The organism is Luteimicrobium xylanilyticum (genome assembly GCF_009429125.1).
In the GTDB taxonomy this organism is placed as follows: domain Bacteria; phylum Actinomycetota; class Actinomycetes; order Actinomycetales; family Cellulomonadaceae; genus Luteimicrobium; species Luteimicrobium xylanilyticum.
The window spans coordinates 2,161,866-2,185,378 of sequence record NZ_CP045529.1; the positions used below are offsets into that span (position 1 = coordinate 2,161,866).

Genomic DNA, 23,513 nt, shown 5'->3' on the forward strand with positions numbered 1-23,513 from the left:
TGCCCGTGTGAGTCCGGCCGGCGAGGTGCACGTGCCCGAGGAGTTCCAGCGCGCGCTCCGCTCCTTGCGGGGCGTGCAGGTGCGTGCGGACGTCTCCCTCCACGAGATTCCGGCGCCGACCCGGGTGGCTCCGTTCGCGCTCGCGCTCACGGGTGAGCTCGCCGGGCACGGCGCCCACGCGACCGACGCCGCCTCGGGGAGGTTCGTGGTCCTGTACGACCCGGACGGCCAGGAGGTCTGGCAGGGGCGGTTCCGCGCGGTGACGATGGTCCGTGCCCCCCTCGAGCGGGACCTGGTGCGCGACCCCCTCCTGTCGGAGGTCGCGTGGACGTGGCTGCGCGAGGCGTTGGTCTCGGCGGGTGCGGGCTCGCGCGCCCACGGCGGTACCGTGACACGCGTGATCTCCGAGAGCTTTGGTTCGCTCGCCGACACCCCGGAGGCGGACGAGATCGAGATCCGTGCGTCCTGGACCCCCACGACGCCGGACCTCGCACCGCACCTGCACGCCTGGGCCCACCTGATGGGGTCGGTCGCAGGCCGCCCCGCCCTCCCCGAGGGCGTGACCCCGTTGCGCGCGCGCCGCGCCGGGAGCGGCTCGTGACCCAGGGCACCACCGACGACGCCGCTCCCGCCCCCGAGCCCGACGTCACCCCGCTGCGCGAGCCCGCGGGCGGTGTGCCGCGCGTCGTGGCGACGCCGGCGGCCTACCGGGACGCCGTCGAGCGTCTCGCGGCGGGCACCGGACCCGTGGCCGTCGACGCCGAGCGCGCGTCCGGGTACCGGTACGGCCAGCGGACCTACCTGGTGCAGGTGCGCCGCGAGGACGTCGGCACGTTCCTGGTGGACCCGGTGCCGTTCGAGGACCTGCGCGAGCTCGGCGACGCCCTCGGCGACGCGGAGTGGGTGCTGCACGCGGCGACCCAGGACCTGCCGGGTCTCGCCGACCTGGCGATGCGACCGGCTCGCGTGTTCGACACCGAGCTCGCGGCACGCCTGCTCGGGTACGAGCGGGTCGGGCTCGGGGCCGTGGTGGCGCGCGTCCTGGGCCTCGGTCTCGCGAAGGAGCACTCGGCCCAGGACTGGTCGACGCGCCCGCTCCCGGAGGACTGGCTGAAGTACGCGGCCCTGGACGTCGAGCTCCTGGTGCCGCTGCGTGAGCACCTGCTCGCCGAGCTCACCGAGCAGGGCAAGGCCGACTGGGCGGCGCAGGAGTTCGAGTCCGAGCGGCTCGCGCCCCCGGCGCCGCCTCGCGTCGACCCGTGGCGACGGACCTCGGGTTCGCACGCGTTGCGCGACCGGCGCCGCCTCGCCGTCGTCCGCGGGCTGTGGGAGGCCCGGGACGCGAACGCGCGGCTGCGCGACCTGTCCCCCGGACGGGTCCTGCCCGACCGGGCGATCGTCGCCGCCGCCCAGGCGCTGCCGCGCACGGTGGCCGACCTGACACGCCTGCCCGAGTTCGCGAGCAAGGGCACGAAGCGGCGCGCACCGGTCTGGCAGCGCGCGATCTCCGAGGCGCTGGCGCTGCCCGCCGACGCCCTCCCGTCGCTGCGCGGTCCGGGCACGGACGCGCCGCCACCGGCCCGCGCGTGGGCGGACCGCGACCCGGCCGCCTGGGCGCGGCTCGAGGTCGCCCGACCGCTCGTGGCCCAGATCGCCGAGGACCACCACCTGCCCACGGAGAACCTCCTGCAGCCGGACGCGCTGCGCCGCCTGTGCTGGACGCCGCCCGAGCCGTTCACGCTCGACGGCGTGGCCGCGTTCCTGCGTGGCCGCGGCGCGCGCGAGTGGCAGATCGGGCTCGTGGCGCAGCCGCTCGTGGACGCGCTGGCCGGCGCCTGAGCCGTCGGCCGACGCGGCCACGGGTGGCGCTCCGCGCCGGGTAAGGTTCAGGCCATGCCCGGTTCCTCCCCTCTCGTGACCGTGATCGACGACCAGACCCTCTGGGACTCCGAGGTCGACCGGCTCGGCGGTCACCCGCTCCAGCTCTGGGGCTGGGGCCAGGTCAAGGCCGACGGCGCCTGGACCTCCCACCACGTCGAGATCTCGCAGGGCGACGAGACGATCGGCCTCGCGCAGGTCCTCGTCCGCCAGCTCCCGTCGCCGTTCCGTTCGCTCGCCCACGTCCCGCGCGGCCCGGTCGTGCCGGACCCCGCGCTGCGCGGGCTCGTGTGCGACGCGGTCGCGAACTGGTGCCGCAAGGAGATCGGCGGGATCTCGGTGACGTTCGAGCCCGACTGGGACGCGTCCGACCCGCTCGAGGTCGCGGGCGCCGTGCCGTCGCCGAACCCGATCCTCTACCCCAAGACGCTCATCCTCGACCTGTCGAAGACCGAGGACGAGCTGCTCGCCGCGATGTCCCGCACCACCCGCTACGACATCCGCAAGGGCCTGCGCACCGGCCTCGACGTCCGCCGCGTCGAGACCGAGGACGAGGTCCGCGGCGTCCTGGACGTCTACCACGAGACCGCGTCCCGGGCCGGGTTCGCCCTGCACGACGACGAGTACTACCTCGCGATCCACCGCTACCTCGGCGACCGGTCGCTCCTGGTCGCCGCGTTCGACGCCGACGGCAAGCCGTGCTCGTTCGTGTGGGACGTCGTGTCCGCCACGACCGCGTTCGAGCTGTACGGCGGTCAGAACGACGCGGGCCGCTCGCTGCGCGCCAACGCGCCCGTGAAGTGGAAGGCCGTCACGATCTCCCGCGACGCCGGGCTGCGCCGCTACGACATGAACGGCCTGCTCAACGACGGGATCTCCGAGTTCAAGAAGTCGTTCGCGCAGCACGAGGACGAGCTGACCGCGTCGTTCGACGTCCCGTTCTCCCCGCTCTACAGCATGTGGAACAAGGCGCTCCCCCTCGCGAAGAAGGCGGTGCGCAAGGTCCGCGGCTGACCTCACCCCCACGCTCGCTCACGACGGCGGCGCTCCCACCCGGGGTGCGCCGCCGTCGTCGTCACCGCTGGTCGGCCAGCACGGCGTCCAGCTTGCCGAACGTGCGGCGCCACCCTGGCGCGTAGTCGTGCGACGAGACCCCGACCAGCTCCCCGTGCACGAACCGCATCACGGTGGCGTCACCGTCACCGACGAGCTCCACCGTGACCCGTGACACGGCGCCCGGCTCGGACTCCCACGACCACGTGAAGTCCAGGACGTCCGGTTCCTCGACGCGGAGGTACTCCCCGCGGGACGTGTGCGCGTCGCCGCTCGGGTCCCGGAACGAGATCTCGAACCGGCCTCCGACGCGGACGTCGAGCTCGGCGGACGTCACGACGCCGTCAGGATCCGACCCCCACCACCTGCTCACACGCTCGGGATCCGTCCACGCCCGCCAGACGACGGCGAGCGGAGCCTCGAACCTGTGCTCGATCTCCACCGAGGAGACGGACGCTTCCGAGGGCTGCGGCAGGTCTGTCATGCACGCATCGTAGGGCGCCGTGCCGACGGCGTCGTGGCGCACGTCACCCCGCCGCGAGGAGGAGTGCGTGGACTTTCCTAGGACTCGCGGTATCGTGTTTCTCGCGTCGACGGACCGCCCAGGACATCGCAGTCCAGATCAGGAGAAGCAATGACCACCGCCTCCACCCGCCCGACCGTGCGTGACGTCGTCTTCGTCGACGGCGTACGCACCCCGTTCGGCAAGGCCAGGCCCGACGGCCTGTACGCCGGCACCCGCGCCGACGACCTCGCCGTCAAGACCGTGCGCGAGCTCCTGCGCCGCCACCCCGAGCTCCCGCCCGAGCGCATCGACGAGGTCGCGATCGCAGCCACCACGCAGCAGGGCGACCAGGGCCTCACCCTCGGCCGGTCCGTGGCCGTCCTCTCCGGGCTCCCCAAGACCGTCCCCGGCTACGCCATCGACCGCATGTGCGCCGGCGCGATGACCGCCGTCACCACCACCGCCTCCGGGATCATGGCCGGCATGCAGGACGTCGCCCTCGCCGGCGGCGTCGAGCACATGGGCCACCACCCCATGGGCTTCGACGCGGACCCCAACCCCCGCTTCCTCACCGAACACCTCGTCGAGGGCGACGCCCTCGTCATGGGCGCCACCGCCGAGAACCTCCACGACCGCTTCCCGCACCTGACCAAGGACCGCGCCGACGCCTACGGCGTCCAGTCCCAGGCCCGGTACGCCCGCGCGCTCGCGGACGGCAACATCACGCCCGACCTCGTGCCCGTCGCCGTGCGCTCGGAGCTCGGCTGGGGCCTCGCCACGGCCGACGAGCTCCCCCGCCCCGGCACGACCGTCGAGGCCATCGCGAACCTCAAGACGCCCTTCCGCCCGGGCGGCCGCGTGACCGCGGGCAACGCGTCCCCGCTGACCGACGGCGCGACCATGTCGCTCGTCGCGTCCGGCGAGATCGCGGACGAGCTCGGCCTCGCACCGCGCATGCGGATGGTCTCGTTCGCGTTCGCGGGCGTCGACCCCGAGATCATGGGCTTCGGCCCGATCCCGTCCACGGAGAAGGCGCTCGCCAAGGCGTCGCTGACCATCGACGACATCGGCCTGTTCGAGATCAACGAGGCGTTCGCCGTCCAGGTCCTCGCGTTCCTCGACCACTTCAAAATCGACGACGACGACCCGCGCGTGAACCCGTACGGAGGCGCGATCGCCGTCGGGCACCCGCTCGCGTCGTCGGGCGTGCGCCTCATGACGCAGCTCGCGCGCGAGTTCGAGCAGCACCCCGACGTGCGGTACGGCATCACCACCATGTGCGTCGGCCTCGGCATGGGCGGCACGGTGATCTGGGAGAACCCGAACCACGCCGACTACTCCGGCCACTCCGACGCCACGCGCCGCTGAGCCGACGCCGCACCCGATGAACTTCAACCCAGGGACGGATCACCGATGACCGACACCGCTGCGACCCCCGCCGCACCCACCCCGCGCGCCGAGCGGGTCACCCACTTCCTCGTGCGCGACGTCGCGCTCCCCGACGACCTCGGCACGCTCGCCCTCGTCACCCTCGACAACGGGCTCGACCACACCAAGCCCACGACCCTCGGCCCGCAGGGCATCGCGGAGCTGCAGGCCGTCGTCGAGCGCCTGCACGAGCGCGCGACCGCCGGCGAGATCGTCGCCGTCGGCGTGACCGGCAAGCCGTACTTCCTCGCCGCGGGCGCCGACCTCACCCAGGTCGCCGCCGTGACCTCCCGCGACGACGCCCTCACCCTCGGCCAGGGCGGCCACGCCGCCTACCGAGCCCTGTCCGAGGTCGGCGTCCCGACCTTCGCGTACATCAACGGGGTCGCGCTCGGCGGGGGCCTCGAGATCGCCCTCAACTGCGACTACCGGACCGTCGCGTCCGACGCCGCAGCCATTGCCCTCCCGGAGACCGGCCTCGGCCTCGTTCCCGGCTGGGGCGGCGCGTACCTCGTGCCCCGGCTGATCGGCGTGCAGAAGGCCCTCGACGTCATCCTCACCCGTCCCGCCCAGAACAAGCCGTTCAAGGCCGCGGAGGCCTACGAGCTCGGGCTCGCCGACGCGATCTTCGACGCCGCCGACTTCCTCGAGGAGTCCATCCGCTGGACCGCGGCGATCCTGCGCGGCGAGATCGTCGTCGAGCGGCGCCCGCTCGACGACGAGGCCACCTGGAAGGGCGTCACCGACGCGGCCCGCCAGCGCCTCGACGCGACCGTCCACGGCTCGCGCCCCGCGCCCTACCGCGCGCTCGACCTCGTCACCGCCGCCCGTGACTCCGACAAGACCACGGCGTTCGCCGCCGAGGACGAGGCGCTCGCGGACCTCATCATGACCGACGAGATGCGCGCGAGCGTGTACGCGTTCCAGCTCGTCTCGCACGGCAAGAAGCCCGTCGGCGCCCCCGACCCGTCGCTCGCGCGTCCCGTCACGCGGGTCGGCATCGTCGGCGCCGGGCTCATGGCCGCGCAGATCGCGCTGCTGTTCGCCCAGCGCCTGCAGGTGCCGGTCGTCATGCGCGACATCGACCAGGAACGCGTCGACAAGGGCCTCGGCTTCGTCCAGTCCCAGCTCGCGCGCCTCGTCTCGACCGGCCGCATGTCCAAGGACACCGCCGCGCGCATCACCGCGCAGGTGCACGGGACCACCGACGTCCAGGACTTCGCGACGTGCGACTTCGTGATCGAGGCCGTGACCGAGGTCCTCGGCCTCAAGAAGAAGGTGTTCGCCGAGCTCGAGGGCATCGTGTCGCCGGAGACGATCCTCGCGACCAACACCTCGGCCCTGTCGATCACCGAGATGGCGGCCGACCTCCAGCACCCGGAGCGCGTCGTCGGGATCCACTTCTTCAACCCCGTCGCCGCCATGCCGCTCGTCGAGGTCATCCACGCGGAGAAGACGTCCGACGAGGCCCTCGCGACCGCGTTCGCCGTCACCAAGAAGCTCCGCAAGACGTCGGTGCTCGTCAAGGACCGCCCCGGGTTCGTCGTCAACCGGCTCCTCGTGCTCGTCATGGGCAAGATCGTCGAGGCCGTCGAGCACGGGACCCCCGTCGAGGTCGCCGATCGCGCCACCGACCCGCTCGGCTTCCCCATGCCGACGTTCGAGCTGTTCGACCTCGTCGGCCCCGCCGTCGGCCTGCACGTGCTCCAGTCGCTGCGCGAGGACCTCGGCGACCGCTTCCCCGCCTCCCCCGGCCTCGAGAAGCTCGTCGCCGACGGGACGCGCGTCGTCCTCGACGCGCCCGCCAAGGGCCTGCCCAAGCCGGTCAACCCGGAGATCCAGGGTGTGTTCGACGGCGCGGGCGGAGCCGGTGCGGCCGACGCCACCCAGGCGCTCGACGCAGCCGGCGTCCTCGACGCGACCCTCACCGCCCTCACCCGCGAGATCGGGCTCATGCTCGACGAGGGCGTCGTCGCGACCCCCCAGCAGATCGACCTCTGCATGATCCTCGGCGCCGGCTGGCCGTTCCACCTCGGCGGCATCACGCCCTACCTGGACCGCTCGGGCTACTCCGAGCGCGTCCTGGGCAAGCGGTTCCTGCCCGACGGCGTCGCGAACGTCCCGCGCGGCTGACGCACTCCGCGCGTCCGACGACGGCGCCCGCACCCGCTCCCGGGTGCGGGCGCCGTCGTCATGAGCCCTGAACGGGTACAGAATCCGAGGCATGCGACTCGACGAGGCGACCTGCCGTGAACGGCTCGCCGGCGCCCGGCACGCCCACCTCGCGACCACCGGCGCCGACGCCCAGCCGCACGTCGTGCCCGTGACGTTAGCTCTCATGGGCGACGACCTCGTCACCGCCGTCGACCAGAAGCCCAAGAGCACGCACCGGCTCCGACGGCTTGCGAACATCGCCGACAACCCGCGCGTCACCGTGCTCGCCGACCGGTACGACGACGACTGGACCCGCCTGTGGTGGGTCCGCGCCGACGGCCTCGCGCGCCTCGACCATGACGGACCCGCGTTCGACACGGCGCTCGAGGCCCTCGCCGAGCGCTACCCGCAGTACCGGGACGACCCGCCGCGCGGCCCGGTCGTCCGCGTGCGCATCGAGCGCTGGACCGTCTGGACCTACGCCGACACCGGGACCTGATCCCACGAAGTATACCGGCGGCCGTACTACCTCGCGCGATCGGATGGTGCGCTGGGACCGGCGTCCAGGCCGAGGAAGCTGCGGACCGGGGCGACGCCGTGGAGCTCGACGTCCGGCCGGTCGGCCTGCGCCTCCCACGCCTCCCGGGTGAGTCGGTAGCGGTTGCTCAGCGCCGGCTTCCCCTCCCGCGCGACGACGTCGACGCCGTTCGGCTCGTAGCCGATCCGGCGCGTGACGCCGTTGGAGGGCGCGTTGTCGGCAAACGCCGTCGTCACGGCGACGTCGAGCCCCAGCCCCTCGAACAGCAGATGCAGGACGAGACGCCGCATCCGGGTCCCGATGCCGTGGCCCTGGTACGCGAGCCCGAGCCACGACCCCGTCTCGACGGTTCGGGTGATGGCGACGTCGGTACCGAAGAAACCTTGGATCCCGACGGGCTCGCCGGCGCTCAGAACCGCGAGCTCGAGCCGCGTGTTGCCAGTGCCCGAGACGGCTCCTCGCCCACCCCAGTGGTAGGTCACGACGCTGCGGGCGACGTCGAGCGGGGTGCCACGCGTCCACGGCGTGGTGAACGGCATAGCGTCCTCGGCATGCACTCCCTGGGCCGCGACCTCCGCGAGGCGGAACAGCAGGTCGTCGTCGAGGTAGCGGAGCTCGAGGTCGTCGCTCACGACTCGCAGGCCGGCGAACGGCCAGATCTCCTCGGTGGTCAGAGCGACGGGCGTCTCGGGGGCGGCAGGCGGTGCGGCGGGCGTCGTCATGCGCCGACGCTGCCAGCCCGACCTGGGCCGAAGCAAGCGGAATGCGAGCCCCGGTCAGCGCGCCCAGGGCGCGATGGTCGCAGCGACCGTGGCGACATCGCCCAGGGAACCGTCGGCGATGGCCATGGTCAGCGAGAAGAGCTCCTCGTGGGGTGCGACGAAGCGGCGTCCGTTGAGTCCGTAGAACACGACGACCGCGACGACACCGAGTCGCTTGTTGCCGTCCACGAGCGCGTGGTTCTGCACGACCGAGAGCATGAGTGCGGCGGCCTTCGTGTCGAGCGTCGGGTATGCCTCGACCCCGAACATCGAGCTCTGTGGCCGGTGGACCGCCGAGTCGAGCGCGCCCCAGTCGCGGACGACGGGCTCCTTCTCGAGCAGCGCCCGTCCTGCGGCCAGGAGGTCGTCGACCTCGAGGTACTCGACGGGACCGGTGCCGACGGACCCGCTCACGCGAGTCGGTCGAGGACAGGCTTGTACTCCCGGATCGCGTCGGCGATCAACCGGTCTCGGAGCTCCGTCCGACGCTGTGCGTAGGCGCGGACGGCCTCGCGAACGATGTCGTTCTGCGACCGGCCCTCGCGCTCGGCGGCAGCCTCGATGGCACGCTTCTCGTCCGGCTCGAAGCGAACCACCAGGGTGCTCGTCGTGCTCATGGCGTCTCTCCTCCGATGCTCGTGGTCCGACGATGCCGGCTGATATCACGACGATAGCACCGGGAGCTGCCGCGTGGTGAGCTCAATACGTGGTGAGCCCGTGGGCGCGGAACTGCCCGCGCACGCGCTCGGTGAGCTCCGCCGTCGGCGGATGCGTTCCCTCGAGCTCGTACGTCCGCCCGAGGACACGCCACTTGTCGCGGCCCATCTGGTGGAACGGCAGCACCTCGACGCGCTCCACGGTCCCCGGGCGGATCCGCTCGAGCTCCGCCGCGTAGGCGACGACCTTCTCGACGTTGTCGACGTCGTCGGTGAGCCCAGGCACCAGGACGAAGCGGAGCCAGACGCGCGTGCCGTGCGCCGCGAGCCGGCGGCCGAACACGAACGTCGGCTCGAGGTCGCGCCCGGTCACGCGCCGGTACGTCTCGGGGTCGCCGGACTTCACGTCGAGCAGCACGAGGTCGGTGTCGTCGAGCATCGCGTCGGTCGCGTGGGCCCCGAGGAACCCGGAGGTGTCGAGCGTCGTGTGGACGCCGAGCTCCTTGGCGCCGCGCAGGACGCGCGCCGCGAACGCGGGCTGCATGAGCACCTCACCACCCGAGAGCGTGAGCCCTCCCCCGGTCGCCCGGAACACCGGGACGTACCGTGCCACCCGCGCGAGCAGCTCGTCGGCCGTCACCGGGCGCCCGTCCTTCATGGCGAGCGCGTCGGGGTTGTGGCAGTACAGGCAGCGCAGCGGGCAACCGCTGAGGAAGACCGTGAGCCGCGTGCCCGGCCCGTCGACCGCGGTCACGAGCTCCCAGGAGTGCACCGACCCAAGCTCTCCCGACCGCATCGCCGCCAGCCGCTCCGACCGCTCGAGGTCCTCCGCGACGCCGAGACCGGCGAGGGTGCTCATCAGACCGCACCGTGGAACGTGCGCGACAGCACGTCGAGCTGCTGCTCGCGCGTCAGCCGGACGAAGTTCACCGCGTACCCGGAGACCCGGATGGTCAGCTGCGGGTAGTCCTCCGGGTGCTCCATCGCGTCCAGCAGCGTCTCGCGGTTCAGGACGTTGACGTTCATGTGATACCCGTTCGACCCGAAGTACGCGTCGAGGAGGCCGGCGAGGTTCGTGACCTGCTCGCCCTTCTCCCGGCCCAGCCCGGCGGGGACCACGGTGTTCGTCAGCGAGATGCCGTCCTGGGCGTCGTCGTACGGGAGCTTCGCGACCGACAGCGCCGACGCGAGCATGCCGTGCGTGTCACGCCCGTTCATCGGGTTGGCCCCGGGGGCGAACGGCTCGCCGGCCCGACGCCCGTCGGGCGTGTTCCCCGTCGCCTTGCCGTAGACGACGTTCGACGTGATCGTCAGGACCGACTGCGTGGGCACCGCGTCGCGGTACGTCGGGTGCTGGCGGACCTTCGCCATGAACGTCTCCACGAGCCACGTCGCGATCTCGTCGGCGCGGTCGTCGTCGTTGCCGTAGGTCGGGAAGTCGCCGTCGATCGTGTAGTCGACGACGATGCCTCGGTCGTCGCGCACGGGCGTGACCTGCGCGTATCGGATCGCCGACAGCGAGTCCGCGGCCACCGACAGCCCCGCGATCCCGCACGCCATGGTCCGCAGCACGTCCTTGTCGTGCAGCGCCATCTCGAGGCGCTCGTACGCGTAGCGGTCGTGGGCCCAGTGGATGCAGTTGAGCGCCTCGACGTACGTCGCCGCCAGCCAGTCGAGCGTCGCGTCGAACCGTGCCAGGACGTCGTCGTAGTCGAGGACGCCGTCGCCCACCGGCGCGGTCGCGGGCGAGACCTGGGCCCCCGTGACCTCGTCCCTGCCGCCGTTGATCGCGTAGAGCAGCGCCTTCGCGACGTTCACGCGCGCGCCGAAGAACTGCATCTGCTTGCCGATCCGCATCGGGGACACGCAGCACGCGATGCCCGCGTCGTCACCCCAGTGGGCGCGGATCGTGTCGTCCGACTCGTACTGCACCGCCGACGTGTCGATCGACACCTGCGCGCAGAACTCCTTGAAGCCCTGCGGCAGGCTCGGAGTCCAGAACACCGTCATGTTCGGCTCGGGCGCCGGGCCGAGGTTGTAGAGCGTCTGGAGGAAGCGGAACGAGTTCTTGGTGACGAGCGTGCGCCCGTCGTCCCCCATGCCGCCGATCGACTCGGTCACCCACGTCGGGTCGCCCGAGAACAGGGCGTCGTACTCGGGGGTGCGCAGGAAGCGCACGATCCGCAGCTTGATGACGAAGTCGTCGACGAGCTCCTGCGCCTGCTCCTCGGTGAGGACGCCGGCATCGAGGTCGCGCTGCAGGTAGACGTCGAGGAACGTCGACGTCCGGCCCAGCGACATCGCGGCGCCGTTCTGCTCCTTCACCGCGGCGAGGTAGGCGAGGTACAGCCACTGGACCGCCTCGTGCGCGTTCGCCGCGGGGCGGCGCACGTCACACCCGTAGGACGCCGCCATCTCGACGAGCTCGCCGAGCGCCCGGAGCTGCTCGGCGTTCTCCTCACGGTCGCGCAGCACCGCCTCGGTCCCGGGCTGCATGTCCATCGCGACGCGGTCGACCTTCTTCGCGGCGACGAGGGCGTCGACGCCGTACAGCGCGACGCGGCGGTAGTCGCCGATGATGCGTCCGCGACCGTACGCGTCGGGCAGGCCGGTCACGATGTGCGAGGACCGCGCTGCCCGCACCGACGGCGGGTAGACGTCGAACACGGCCTGGTTGTGGGTCTTGCGGTACTCCGTGAAGACCTTCCGCAGCACCGGGTCGACGGGATAGCCGTACGTCTCGAGCGCGCCCTCGACCATGCGCCAGCCACCGTTCGGCATGATCGCGCGCTTGAGCGGGGCGTCCGTCTGGAGCCCGACGACGAGCTCGTGCTCGCGGTCGATGTAGCCGGGTGCGTGCGCCGTGATCGTCGAGGGCGTCGCCGCGTCGACGTCGTAGACGCCCTTCTCCCGCTCCTCCGGGAACATCGCGGTGAGCCGGCTCCAGAGCGCGGTGGAGCGCTCCGTCGGGCCGGCCAGGAACGAGCTGTCGCCGTCGTACGGGGTGTAGTTGCGCTGGATGAAGTCGCGGACGTCCACGCCGTCCCGCCAGGGCCCGTCGACGAAGCCCTCCCACGCAGGCTCGTGCGCGGTGTCCGCGCTCCCCTGCTGCGACAGGTGCTGAGGGACCGGGGTGGCGTGCGTAGTCATGATGTCCGTCGATTCCGTCGACCGGAGCGGTGCCTGGTCGCCCGCTCACTCAATTCAGCGTAAGAGCGCGAATCAGGCAAAGCCAAGGTCAAGCCAGGTCTGGTCCATCACGCCGTCTAGGCAGGCAACGGTGTGGCTGACGCCATAGTGGGCACGGCGGCGTTGGTAGGCGCTTGGCACAGTATTTTTACCGAAGCTCTGCCGAGTGCTCCACGATCGAGACCCTCAGCCCAGGAGACGACGCAGCGTGCGGACGTTGCGCGTGGTCGTCGTCGCCTTGTAGCGGGCCTTCGACGACAGCTTCGAGAACGGAGCGTCGAGGGTGCCTCCCTGCCGCACCTGCCAGTAGACGACCCCCTCCCCCGCCGCGACCGGGTCGGTCTCCGGATCGAGGCCGAGCGCGTCCACCGCGGCCAGGAGCTCGTCGAGGACGGTCGGGTCCGAGACGAACGTCACGTCGTCGTGCCAGCCTTCCCGGGACGGCCACGGGAACGCCTCCACGACCTCCCCGAGCGCCCCCTGTCGCAGCAGGACGACCCAGGCGTCGTAGCCGAACCGCTCCCCCAGCCCCGCCTCGATCCGTCGCTTCGCGTCCGCGAGGGGTTCGTCCGTCGCGTCGACGACCACGTTCCCGCTCGCGAGCACGGTCCGGACGCCCGTGAAGCCGAGCCCCTCGACGCAGGAACGCAGATCGGCCGACCGGATCGTCACCCCGCCCACGTTGACGCCCCGAAGCAGCACCACCCAGCGGCCGTCGGCCTCGCTCGTCGCCATGCCGGACATCCTGCCCGACGTCACCGGGCCACCGCGGACGCGACCTCGATCGCCTCGCGTGTCGTCGCCGCGACGACGTCCGGACGCCTCGTCCCCGCCCACGCGCGGCCGTGGGAGACCCACGCCGTCCGGACGCCGGCCGCATGCCCCGCGGCGACGTCGGCGTGCGCGGTGTCGCCCACCATCCACACCTCGTCACGATCGACGGCCGCGGCACCGAGCCGGTCGAGCGCGATCTCGAGGAGGCGCGGGTCGGGCTTGGCGACGCCCTCCTCGCCGGAGACGACGACGGCGTCCACGCGCGACCCGAGCCCGCAGCGCGCGATCTTCGCCCGCTGCTGCGCCGACGTCCCGTTGGTCACGACCGCCACCCGGTGGCCCGCGTCGCGGAGCTCCTCGAGCAGCGTCGGGACGCCGTCGTAGAGCCGCACGCCGTCGACGATGCCCGCCCGGAACCGCGTGATCGCGGCGGGCACGTCGTCGTCCCAGCCGAGCCGGTCGATGAGCACGCGCGCCAGCGCCTCCTTGGAGCCGTGCCCGTCCTGGTCGACCTCGAGGACGTCTGCGAGGTCCTCGTCGGACGCGCCGGCCTCGGCGACCGCGGCAGCGGCCCACGCCGCGAACGCGTCGGTGCGGGCCAGCAGGGTGTTGTCGAGGTCGAGGAGCCAGATCACGGACGCAGGCTACCGAGCGCCGCGAGCGCGTCGGCGGCGACGTCCGCGGCACCGAGCCGGTACCTGGCGACGATCTCCTCGCGGCTCGCGTGGTCGACGAAGGTCGTCGGCAGGCCCAGCGTGAGCATCCGCGCCAGGTGCCCCTCGGCCGTGAGCCGCTCACCGAGGAGCGCGCCCACGCCGCCCTCCGCGAGCCCGTCCTCGACGGTGACCACGAGGTCCGCCTCGCCTGCGAGCTTCACCAGCGCCGACGGCATCGGGAGGACCCAGGTCGGGGCCGCGACCGTCGTCCGGACGCCGTGCTCTCCCAGGACGCGCGCGGCCTCGAGGGCCGTGCCGACCATGGGGCCCACGCCGACGAGGAGCACCCGCGGCGCGTCGCCTGCATCGGACCTCGGGCCCGTACGGGCCACGACGTCCACGTCGTCGAGCCGGTCGACGGCCGGCAGGTCGGGGCCGAGCGAGCCCTTGGGGTACCGGACGACCGTGGGCGCGTCGTCGACGTCGACCGCGGTGCGCAGCGCCTCGCGCAGCGTGGCCTCGTCGCGGGGCGCGGCGAGGCGCAGGCCGGGCACGAGCCGCAGCATCGCGAGGTCCCACATGCCGTGGTGGCTGGGCCCGTCGGGGCCGGTGATCCCGGCCCGGTCGAGCACGAACGTCACGCCCGCGCGGTGCAGCGCGACGTCCATGAGGACCTGGTCGAACGCCCGGTTGAGGAACGTCGCGTACAGCGCGACGACGGGGTGCAGGCCGGCGAAGGCCATGCCGGCGGCGGACGTCACGGCGTGCTGCTCGGCGATGCCCACGTCGATCGTGCGCTCGGGGAACTCGCGCGAGAACGGCAGCAGTCCGACGGGCTCGAGCATCGCCCCCGTGATCGCGACGACGTCGGGGCGGCGGCGGCCGATCTGCACCAGCTCGTCCGCGAAGACCTTGGTCCAGCCGAACCGCGACGGCGCGATGGGCAGACCCGTCTCGGGGTGGATGACGCCGATCGCGTGGAAGCGGTCGGCGACGTCCTGCTCGGCGGGCGAGTACCCGCGACCCTTCTCGGTGATGGCGTGCACGATCACGGGGCCGCCGAACGCCTTGGCCTGGCGCAGCGCCCGCTCGACGGCCTGCTCGTCGTGCCCGTCGACCGGGCCGATGTACTTGAGCCCGAGGTCCTCGAACATGCCCTGCGGCGCGACGACGTCCTTGATGCCCTTCTTCAGGCCGTGCAGCCACTCGTACGCGAAGCGTCCGGGCGGGCCCGAGCGGTTCAGGGTGCGCTTGCCCCAGGAGAGGAAGCTCTCGTAGCCGTCGGTGGTGCGCAGCGTGTCCAGGTGGTGCGCCATCCCGCCGATGGTCGGCGAGTACGACCGGCCGTTGTCGTTGACGACGACCACGAGACGCCGGTCCTCGGCCGCGGAGATGTTGTTGATGGCCTCCCAGGCCATGCCGCCGGTGAGCGCGCCGTCGCCGATCACCGCGACCACGTGCCGGTCGCGCAGACCGCGCACCGTGTTCGCCCGGGCGATCCCGTCGGCCCAGCTCAGCGAGGTGGACGCGTGCGAGTTCTCGACGACGTCGTGCTCGGACTCGGCGCGGCTCGGGTAGCCCGCGAGGCCGTCCTTCTGCCGCAGCGTGGAGAAGTCCTGCCGCCCGGTGAGCAGCTTGTGCACGTACGACTGGTGGCCCGTGTCGAACACGAACGTGTCGCGCGGCGACTCGAACACCCGGTGCATCGCGAGCGTCAGCTCGACGACACCCAGGTTCGGGCCGAGGTGCCCACCGGTGCGCGAGACCGCCTGGACCAGGAACTCCCGGATCTCGGCGGCGAGCTGCCGCAGCTGCGCGGGGCTCAGCGCATCCAGGTCCCGTGGTCCCGAGATCTGCTCCAGCAGCCCCATCGGCGCTCATCCTCTCGTCGTGCGGTCGACCCGTGGGCCGCGTGCGGCCGGTGCACCACCGGTGCCCGACCATCGGTCGAGTCTACGCGGCGACCTGCGCCGTCCACGTGGCCGGGGTGTGCGCGTCGTGGGTGCGCCCGGTGGACCGTGACGCACGCCACGGGTCCCACGGCCGCGCCGCCCTAGACTCGAACCATGCGCTTCCTGCCCGGGCAGACGCCCGTGACCGACCTCACCTACGGCGACGTCTTCCTCGTCCCCTCGCGCTCCGACGTCACGTCCCGTTTCGACGTCGACCTGTCGAGCACCGACGGCACGGGCACGACGATCCCGATCGTCGTCGCGAACATGACGGCCGTCGCCGGCCGTCGGATGGCCGAGACCGTGGCGCGCCGCGGCGGCCTCGTGGTGATCCCCCAGGACATCCCCGTCGACGTCGTCGCGGACGTCGTCGCGGACGTGAAGTCGAAGGACCCGGTCGTGGAGTCGGCCGTCGTGGTGGCACCCGGCGACACCGTCCAGACGGCGCTGTCCCTGCTCGGCAAGCGCAGCCACGGCGCGGCGGTGGTCGTCGACCAGGGCCGGCCCGTCGGGGTCGTCGCTACCGGCGACTGCCAGGGCGTCGACCTCTTCACCCAGGTGCGCGAGGTGATGACGCCCGACCCGACCACGCTCGACGTGAGCGAGCTCGGACCGCTCGGGCCGGACGGCCGCGCCGACGCCGGCGCGCTCGAGAAGGCGTTCACGCTCCTGCACGAGCGTCGGCACCACCTCGCGCCCGTCGTGCGTGACGGGAACCTGGTCGGCGTCCTGACCCAGAAGGGCGCGCTGCGCTCCTCCGTCTACGCGCCCGCGGTCGACGCCGCCGGACGCCTGCGCGTCGCGGCCGCCGTCGGGATCAACGGCGACGTCGCCGGCAAGACGCGCGCGCTCCTCGACGCAGGCATCGACACGCTCGTCGTCGACACCGCGCACGGGCACCAGGTCAAGATGCTCCAGGCGCTCGACGCCGTCCGCAGCGTCTCCCCCGACGTTCCCGTCGTCGCAGGGAACGTGGTGACGGCCGACGGCGTGCGCGACCTCGTCGCGGCCGGCGCCGACATCCTCAAGGTGGGCGTCGGCCCGGGCGCCATGTGCACGACGCGCATGATGACCGGCGTCGGGCGGCCCCAGTTCTCCGCGGTCCTCGAGTGCGCGGAGGCGGCACGCGAGCTCGGCAAGCACGTCTGGGCCGACGGCGGCGTCCGCCACCCCCGGGACGTCGCGCTCGCGCTCGCCGCGGGGGCGTCCCAGGTCATGATCGGCTCGTGGTTCGCCGGGACGCACGAGTCGCCCGGCGACCTGCACGACGACGGCACGGGTCGCCTCTACAAGGACTCGTTCGGGATGGCGTCCGCACGCGCGGTCGCGGCCCGCACCGTCGGCGGCTCGCCGTTCGACCGGGCTCGCAAGGGGCTGTACGAGGAGGGCATCTCGACCGGGCGCATGTACCTCGAGCCGAGGCGCCCGGGCGTCGAGGACCTGCTCGACTCGATCACGTCGGGCGTCCGGAGCTCGTTCACCTACGCGGGCGCCTCGACGATCGAGGAGTACTTCGAGCGTGCCGTCGTCGGGGTCCAGTCGGCCGCCGGGTACGCGGAGGGCGCGCCGGTCCCGGAGAGCTGGTGACGCCGCCCGGCGCGGCGCGCGACCAGCTCGCCGCGCTGGTCCACGGCGACGTCGGCTGGGCGACCTCGTGGCGGCACGCCATCGGCACGATGGATGCCGACCGCGTCCGCGACGCCGCGGTGCTCGTCCTGTTCGGCGTGCTCGACTCGTCGCCGTCCGCGCACCGGGCCGCCGCGGTCGCGCGCGACCTCGACGTGCTGCTGCTGGCCCGGGCCCCCACGCTCGGCCAGCACGCCGGGCAGGTCGCGTTCCCGGGCGGACGGGTCGACCCGGGCGACGACGGACCCGTCGGCGCTGCGCTGCGCGAGGCGGTCGAGGAGACCGGGCTCGACGCGTCGGGCGTCGAGGTGCTCGGCACGTTCCCGCCGCTCCCCCTCCCGGTGAGCAACCACCTCGTCACCCCCGTGCTGGGCTGGTGGGCGACCCCGACACCCGTGCGCGTCGTCGACGTCGGCGAGTCCGCACAGGTGTTCCGGGTGCCGGTCGCGGACCTCGTCGACCCGGAGAACCGGCGGACCGTCGTGGCCCACCGCGGCAGCAACGCCTACCGGGCGCCGGGCTTCGTCGTGCGTGCCGAGGACCGCGAGCACCTGATCTGGGGGTTCACGGCGGGGGTCCTCGACGCGTTGCTCGACCGGCTCGGCTGGGCCGAGCCGTGGGACGGCGCCCGCACCCTCGACCTCTCGCTCTGAGGCCGCCGCAGCACCTCCGCCCGGGTCGGGCGCCCCGATCCACGTCTCGGCTGCCCGTACCCCTGGAGCGTCGCGCCCGGGTTCGACGCGAGACCGTCGCCCGGACGCCGGTCGCCCGCCGCACGCGGCCAGGGCAGCCACCGTCCACGACCCTCCACGGACGACGAACGGCCGGGCCGACCCGAAGGTCGACCCGGCCGTCGCGGGGGCGCTGAGTCTCAGCCCACGAGCGAGCGCAGCACGTACTGCAGGATCCCGCCGTTGCGGTAGTAGTCGGCCTCCCCGGGCGTGTCGATGCGCACGACCGCGTCGAACTCGACCGTGGCGCCGTCGCCCTTGGTGGCCGTCACGTGGACGGTCCGCGGGGTCGAGCCCTCGTTGAGCGCGGTGATCCCGGCGATGTCGAAGGTCTCGGTGCCGTCGAGGCCGAGCGAGCCGGCGTCCTCGCCCTCGGGGAACTGCAGCGGGAGGACGCCCATGCCGATGAGGTTCGAGCGGTGGATGCGCTCGAAGCTCTCGGTGATGACAGCCTTCACGCCGAGCAGCGCGGTGCCCTTCGCGGCCCAGTCACGGCTCGAGCCCGAGCCGTACTCCTTGCCGCCCAGGATGACGAGCGGGGTGCCCTGCGCCGCGTAGTCCTGCGCCGCGTCGTAGATGGTGTCCTGGGCGTCCTTCACGAAGTTGTACGTGAAGCCGCCTTCCACGCCGTCGAGGAGCTGGTTCTTGAGGCGGATGTTCGCGAAGGTGCCGCGGATCATGACCTCGTGGTTCCCGCGGCGCGAGCCGTAGGAGTTGAAGTCCTTGCGCTCGATGCCGTGCTCGGTGAGGTAGCGACCGGCCGGGCTGTCCGGCTTGATCGCCCCCGCGGGGCTGATGTGGTCGGTCGTGACCGAGTCGCCGAGCTTCGCGAGCACGCGGGCGCCGGAGATGTCCGCGACCGCCTCCGGCTCGAGGCCCATGCCCTCGAAGTACGGGGGCTTGCGCACGTAGGTCGACTCGTCGTCCCACTCGAAGACCGAGCCCTCGGGCGTGGGCAGGCCCTGCCAGCGCTCGTCGCCCGCGAAGACGTTCGCGTAGTCCTCGGTGAACATGTCCCGGTCGATCGACGCGTCGATCGTCGCCTGGACCTCGTCGGCCGTCGGCCAGATGTCCCGGAGGAAGATCGGGTTGCCGTCGGCGTCGCGGCCCAGCGGGTCGGACTCGAAGTCGAAGTCCATGGTCCCGGCGAGCGCGTACGCGATGACCAGCGGCGGCGACGCGAGGTAGTTCATCTTCACGTCGGGGTTGATGCGGCCCTCGAAGTTGCGGTTGCCCGAGAGCACCGAGACGACCGCGAGGTCGTGCTCGTTGACCGCGGCCGACACGTTCTCGTCGAGCGGGCCCGAGTTGCCGATGCACGTGGTGCAGCCGTAGCCGACCAGGTTGAAGCCCAGCTTGTCGAGGTACGGCCACAGGCCGGCCTTCTCGTAGTAGCCGGTGACGACCTGCGAGCCGGGGGCGGTCGAGGTCTTGACCCACGGCTTGGAGGTGAGGCCCTTCTCGACGGCGTTCTTGGCGAGCAGGCCGGCAGCCATCATGACCGACGGGTTCGACGTGTTCGTGCACGACGTGATCGACGCGATCGCGACGGCGCCGTGGAACAGCTCGAAGCTGTTGCCGCGGGTGTCGGTGACGGGCACGAGACGCGTGGTGCGCGACGCGACGGCGGGCGAGTCGGACGCGGGGAACGACTCCTCCTCGGCCTCGTCGACGCCGTTGCCGACCTCGGGCGCGTAGACCGGGAGGTCACGCGCGAACTGCTCCTTGGCGCGCGACAGCTCGATGCGGTCCTGCGGACGCTTCGGGCCGGCGATCGACGGCACCACGGTCGCGAGGTCCAGCTCGAGGTACTCCGAGAAGACGGGCTCGCGCGACGGGTCGTGCCACAGGCCCTGCTCCTTGGTGTACGCCTCGACGAGCGCGACCTGCTCGTCGGAGCGGCCCGTGAGACGCAGGTAGTCGAGCGTGATGTCGTCGATCGGGAAGATCGCGGCGGTCGAGCCGAACTCGGGGCTCATGTTGCCGATGGTGGCGCGGTTCGCGAGCGGGACCTGGGCGACGCCGTCGCCGTAGAACTCCACGAACTTGCCGACGACGCCGTGGGCGCGCAGCAGCTGCGTGATGGTGAGCACGACGTCGGTCGCGGTCACACCGGCCGGGATCGCGCCCGTGAGCTTGAAGCCGACGACGCGCGGGATGAGCATCGAGACGGGCTGACCGAGCATGGCCGCCTCGGCCTCGATGCCGCCGACGCCCCAGCCCAGCACGCCGAGGCCGTTGACCATCGTGGTGTGCGAGTCGGTGCCGACGCAGGTGTCGGGGTAGGCCCGGAGGGCTCCGTCGACCTCTCGCGTCATGACGGTGCGCGCCAGGTACTCGATGTTGACCTGGTGAACGATGCCGGTGCCCGGCGGGACGACCTTGAAGTCGTCGAACGCCGTCTGGCCCCAGCGCAGGAACTGGTAGCGCTCGCGGTTGCGGTCGTACTCGATGTCGACGTTGCGCTCGAACGCGCCGGCGGTGCCGAAGACGTCGATCTGGACCGAGTGGTCGATGACGAGCTCGGCCGGCGCGAGCGGGTTGATGCGCTGCGCGTCGCCGCCGAGCTCGGCGACGGCCTCGCGCATGGTCGCCAGGTCGACGACGCAGGGCACGCCGGTGAAGTCCTGCATGATCACGCGGGCCGGCGTGAACTGGATCTCCGTGTCGGGCTGCGCGTCCGGGTCCCACCCGGCGAGCGCGCGCACGTGGTCGGCGGTGATGTTGGCACCGTCCTCCGTGCGCAGGAGGTTCTCGGCGAGGACCTTCAGGCTGTACGGCAGGCGCTCGAGGCCCCCGACGGCGGAAAGCCGGAAGATCTCGTAGTCCTGGTCACCGACGGTGAGGGTTCCCTTCGACCCGAACGTGTCGACGCTGCTCACGGTGCAACTCCTGTCTGCTGGCGAGGGGTGACGGGGCGTGCGCCGACGTCGGCGCACGAGCCCGTCGGGGGCTCTTCAGGGGCTTCTTGGGGGCTTGCGTTCAGCCTACGCCAGCATACCGCAGATATCTTGACGTCAAGATATCGCGGGGTGGCGCGCCTTCGACCCGATCAGGCGGAACGCGATCTCGATGAGCGTCCAGCCCACCACGACGACGACCGCGGCGAGCGCGAGCTGCCCGCCGTTCAGGAGCTCGAGCGCGAAGAAGTCCCGCGTGAACGGGATCGCCCAGGCGCCGGCGCCGCAGGCCGCCATGGCGACCACGAGCCACAGCCGCCAGCTCCGGCCGCGGTTCCACGGGCGGGCGGCGATACCCAGCACCCACAGCGCGAGCGCGAGCAGCACGAGCGTGGCCACCGACCGCGCGTCGACCGTCGGGTCGCCCTGGCCGCGTGAGACGAGGTAGGCGGTCAGCACGCCCGCGCCGATCACCACGCCCGAGGGGACCGCGTACGTCAGCACGCGGCGCAGGAAGCCCGGCACGTACCGGGTGTCGTTGGGCGGGAGCGCGAGGAAGAACGCGGGGATGCCGATGGTGAGCGAGCTCACGAGGGTGAGGTGCCGCGGGAGGAACGGGTACGGGATCGCGAGCAGCACGACGGCGACCGCGAGCAGCGCCGCGTACGTCGTCTTGGTGAGGAACAGGCCCGCGACACGCTCCATGTTCGCCATCACGCGGCGCCCCTGCCCGACGACGCCCGGCAGGGTCGAGAACCGGCCGTCGACCAGGACGAGGCGTGCGACGGCCTTGGTGGCCGGCGCCCCGTTGCCCATGGCGATGCCCAGGTCGGCGTCCTTGAGCGCGAGGGCGTCGTTCACGCCGTCGCCGGTCATCCCGACGACGTGGCCGCGCGACTGCAGGGCGTGCACGATGGCGCGCTTCTGCTCGGGCCGCACGCGCCCGTAGACGCCCTGCTCGTCGAGGACGTCGGCGAGAGCAGCGAGCTGGTCGGCGTCGGGCTTGCCGCCTTGGCCGTCTACGTCCCCGACGGCCGGCAGCTGCCGCGCGTCGTACCCGACGAGCGGCGCCTCGCCCTGCTCGGGCCCTCCGGACCGCACGCCGGTCGCGATCGCGCCGACGGTCTCGGGGTCGTCGCCCGAGATCACGATGGTCCGCACACCCTGGGCGTGGAAGTACGCGAGCGTCTGCTCGGCGTCGGGGCGCACGTGCTCGCCGAGCACGCACACGACGGCGGGCACGAGGTCGTGCGGCAGCGGGTGCTCGGGGTCCGGCAGCCCGGCGGGCGCCTCCGCGAGCAGGACGACGCGCGAGCCCGTGCCCGCCGCCTCGCGCACGAGGGCGAGGGCGTCGCGCGCGGCGTCGTCGTCACGGCCGGCCAGGAGGATGTCCGGTCCGCCGAGGACGTAGGCCCGCTCCGCCGTGCGGACGGCCGACCACTTGCGCGCCGACGAGAACGGCACGGCGTCCGTCACGGCCGCGGGCGCCTCGTCGATGTCCTCCCCCGCTGCGAGCGCGGTCGCGTTGGCACCCGGGTCGGCCGCGAGGGCCGCGAGGACCCCGAGGGCGGCAGCCTCACGCCCGTCGCCGGCGTCGTCGGGCAGGACGCCGTGCCGTTCGCGCAGCCCGACGGTGCCGTCGGTGATGGTCCCGGTCTTGTCGAGGCACAGGACGTCGACGCGCGCGAGGACCTCGACCGCGGGGAGCTCCTGGACGAGGACCCCCTGACGGGCGAGGAGGATCGCGGCGAGGGCGAAGTTGAGGGACGTCAGCAGGACGAGGCCCTCGGGGATCATGCCGACCACACCGGCGACGGCGGCGACGACGGCCTGCCGCCACGCACCCGAGCTGATGGACTCGGTGAGACCGCCGGTCGCCCGGAGCTGCGACCACGCGAGCAGGAGCGCGATGGGCACGATCGCGACCGAGACGACCGCCAGGACCTTGTTGATGCCGTCGCGGAGCTCGGAGCGGGCGACGGAGAAGCGGCGGGCCTCGGTGGCGATGCGCTGGGCGTAGGAGTCGGCACCGACCGCGGTGACGTGGACGGTCGCGCTGCCGGCGACGATCACCGACCCGGAGAGCACCTCGTCCCCCGGCTGCTTGCGCACCGAGCGGGACTCGCCCGTGAGCATCGACTCGTCGACCTCGAGCCCCGCGACCTCGAGCACCGTCCCGTCGGCGGGGACCTGGTCGCCCGTCACGAGGAGCAGGAGGTCGTCGAGGACGATGTCCGCGAGCGCCACCTCGGTGTCGTGGACGCCGTCGGGGCCGGTGCGCCGGACGTGGGCGGGTGACTCGGTGAGGAGGGAGAGGTGGTCGAGGGTGCGCTTGGCGCGGTATTCGGTGGCGATGCCGATGCCGGCGTTGACGACCATGACGATGGCGAAGACGGCGTCGGGCCAGCTTCCGGTGGCGAGGACGAGGACGGCGGCGATCGCGAGGATGAGGTTGAACAGGGTGAGGACGTTGGCGCGGAGGATGGCGCCGAGGCTGCGGGAGCTGGCTCGTCGGACGTGGTTGACGTGGCCTGCGGCGACGCGTTCGGCGACCTGGGCGTCGGTGAGCGGGGCCGGGTGCTCGGCGGGGGCGGTGGGGGTGGTGGCGAAGGTGCCGGCGGGTGCGTCGTCGGCGGGGGTCGTCATGGTCCGAGCGTAACGGAGCGCCACGTGAGTTGTGCGGTTATCGTGACATCAGGACGGTGTGCTGAT

Annotated in this window: 19 protein-coding genes; 8 read left to right on the forward strand and 11 right to left on the reverse strand. The window is 72.5% G+C overall.

From position 1 onward, the window contains the following. The first annotated feature begins 7 nt into the window (after positions 1-7). Genes KDY119_RS09655 through KDY119_RS09665 form a run of 3 tightly spaced genes read left to right on the forward strand, consistent with a single transcriptional unit; the run spans position 8 to position 2,892 of the window. Positions 8-601 (forward strand): DUF3000 domain-containing protein, encoded by a 594-nt coding sequence (locus KDY119_RS09655; RefSeq protein WP_036950022.1) that lies wholly within the window; start codon positions 8-10, stop codon positions 599-601. Next, complete coding sequence (locus KDY119_RS09660; RefSeq protein ID WP_153022250.1) at positions 598-1,839, forward strand: HRDC domain-containing protein; 1,242 nt, start codon at positions 598-600, stop codon at positions 1,837-1,839. The genes KDY119_RS09655 and KDY119_RS09660 overlap by 4 nt, the downstream gene beginning before the upstream one ends. Before the next feature lie 54 nt (positions 1,840-1,893). Further along, complete coding sequence (locus tag KDY119_RS09665) at positions 1,894-2,892, forward strand: lipid II:glycine glycyltransferase FemX (RefSeq protein ID WP_036950021.1); 999 nt, start codon at positions 1,894-1,896, stop codon at positions 2,890-2,892. Between the two features lie 61 nt (positions 2,893-2,953). On the opposite strand, the gene KDY119_RS09670 is transcribed toward KDY119_RS09665, so the two are convergent. Then, a complete protein-coding gene (locus tag KDY119_RS09670; protein WP_148284136.1) occupies positions 2,954-3,415 on the reverse strand; it encodes an SRPBCC family protein in 462 nt (153 codons plus the stop codon). 150 nt (positions 3,416-3,565) lie between these two features. On the opposite strand from KDY119_RS09670, the gene KDY119_RS09675 reads away from it, so the two are divergent. The 3 genes from KDY119_RS09675 (at position 3,566) to KDY119_RS09685 (ending at position 7,517) form a co-directional block, all read left to right on the forward strand. Next, positions 3,566-4,804: a thiolase family protein gene (locus tag KDY119_RS09675; RefSeq protein ID WP_036950020.1), complete on the forward strand. Its 1,239-nt coding sequence runs from the start codon at positions 3,566-3,568 to the stop codon at positions 4,802-4,804. A 45-nt stretch (positions 4,805-4,849) separates the two neighbouring features. After that, on the forward strand, positions 4,850-6,997 hold the full coding sequence (locus KDY119_RS09680; RefSeq protein WP_036950018.1) for a 3-hydroxyacyl-CoA dehydrogenase NAD-binding domain-containing protein: 2,148 nt from the start codon (positions 4,850-4,852) through the stop codon (positions 6,995-6,997). 91 nt (positions 6,998-7,088) lie between these two features. Beyond that, positions 7,089-7,517: a TIGR03668 family PPOX class F420-dependent oxidoreductase gene (locus KDY119_RS09685; RefSeq protein WP_036950017.1), complete on the forward strand. Its 429-nt coding sequence runs from the start codon at positions 7,089-7,091 to the stop codon at positions 7,515-7,517. 26 nt (positions 7,518-7,543) lie between these two features. On the opposite strand, the gene KDY119_RS09690 is transcribed toward KDY119_RS09685, so the two are convergent. From KDY119_RS09690 to dxs, 8 genes are all read right to left on the reverse strand, one after another. Then, positions 7,544-8,278 (reverse strand): GNAT family N-acetyltransferase, encoded by a 735-nt coding sequence (locus KDY119_RS09690; protein ID WP_051136529.1) that lies wholly within the window; start codon positions 8,276-8,278, stop codon positions 7,544-7,546. Positions 8,279-8,332: 54 nt separating this feature from the next. After that, entirely contained in the window at positions 8,333-8,731 is a 399-nt protein-coding gene (locus KDY119_RS09695) for a type II toxin-antitoxin system death-on-curing family toxin (protein WP_036950015.1), read from the reverse strand. After that, the gene (locus tag KDY119_RS09700; RefSeq protein WP_036950013.1) at positions 8,728-8,934 is read right to left on the reverse strand and encodes a ribbon-helix-helix protein, CopG family; all 207 of its coding nucleotides are present in this window, start codon (positions 8,932-8,934) and stop codon (positions 8,728-8,730) included. Before KDY119_RS09700 ends, KDY119_RS09695 begins: the two co-directional genes overlap by 4 nt. A gap of 82 nt (positions 8,935-9,016) precedes the next feature. After that, complete coding sequence (gene pflA, locus KDY119_RS09705) at positions 9,017-9,832, reverse strand: pyruvate formate-lyase-activating protein (RefSeq protein ID WP_051136528.1); 816 nt, start codon at positions 9,830-9,832, stop codon at positions 9,017-9,019. Next, positions 9,832-12,123, reverse strand: coding sequence for a formate C-acetyltransferase (pflB, locus tag KDY119_RS09710; protein ID WP_153022251.1), 2,292 nt, complete (start codon positions 12,121-12,123; stop codon positions 9,832-9,834). The genes pflA and pflB overlap by 1 nt, the downstream gene beginning before the upstream one ends. A gap of 225 nt (positions 12,124-12,348) precedes the next feature. Beyond that, on the reverse strand, positions 12,349-12,897 hold the full coding sequence (locus tag KDY119_RS09715) for a DUF1697 domain-containing protein (protein WP_036950009.1): 549 nt from the start codon (positions 12,895-12,897) through the stop codon (positions 12,349-12,351). 20 nt (positions 12,898-12,917) lie between these two features. After that, positions 12,918-13,571, reverse strand: coding sequence for an HAD family hydrolase (locus KDY119_RS09720; protein ID WP_051136526.1), 654 nt, complete (start codon positions 13,569-13,571; stop codon positions 12,918-12,920). Next, positions 13,568-15,463: a 1-deoxy-D-xylulose-5-phosphate synthase gene (gene dxs / locus KDY119_RS09725; protein ID WP_153022252.1), complete on the reverse strand. Its 1,896-nt coding sequence runs from the start codon at positions 15,461-15,463 to the stop codon at positions 13,568-13,570. Before dxs ends, KDY119_RS09720 begins: the two co-directional genes overlap by 4 nt. Positions 15,464-15,658: 195 nt before the next feature. On the opposite strand from dxs, the gene KDY119_RS09730 reads away from it, so the two are divergent. Together KDY119_RS09730 and KDY119_RS09735 are read left to right on the forward strand one after the other, a co-directional pair. Further along, complete coding sequence (locus KDY119_RS09730) at positions 15,659-17,131, forward strand: GuaB1 family IMP dehydrogenase-related protein (protein ID WP_036950004.1); 1,473 nt, start codon at positions 15,659-15,661, stop codon at positions 17,129-17,131. Continuing rightward, positions 17,128-17,823: an NUDIX hydrolase gene (locus KDY119_RS09735; RefSeq protein WP_036950003.1), complete on the forward strand. Its 696-nt coding sequence runs from the start codon at positions 17,128-17,130 to the stop codon at positions 17,821-17,823. Before KDY119_RS09730 ends, KDY119_RS09735 begins: the two co-directional genes overlap by 4 nt. Before the next feature lie 218 nt (positions 17,824-18,041). Here KDY119_RS09735 and acnA read toward each other — a convergent pair whose 3' ends face one another. Together acnA and KDY119_RS09745 are read right to left on the reverse strand one after the other, a co-directional pair. Next, on the reverse strand, positions 18,042-20,783 hold the full coding sequence (acnA, locus tag KDY119_RS09740; protein ID WP_036950002.1) for an aconitate hydratase AcnA: 2,742 nt from the start codon (positions 20,781-20,783) through the stop codon (positions 18,042-18,044). Between the two features lie 135 nt (positions 20,784-20,918). Then, a complete protein-coding gene (locus KDY119_RS09745; RefSeq protein WP_153022253.1) occupies positions 20,919-23,447 on the reverse strand; it encodes an HAD-IC family P-type ATPase in 2,529 nt (842 codons plus the stop codon). Positions 23,448-23,513: the final 66 nt, after the last annotated feature.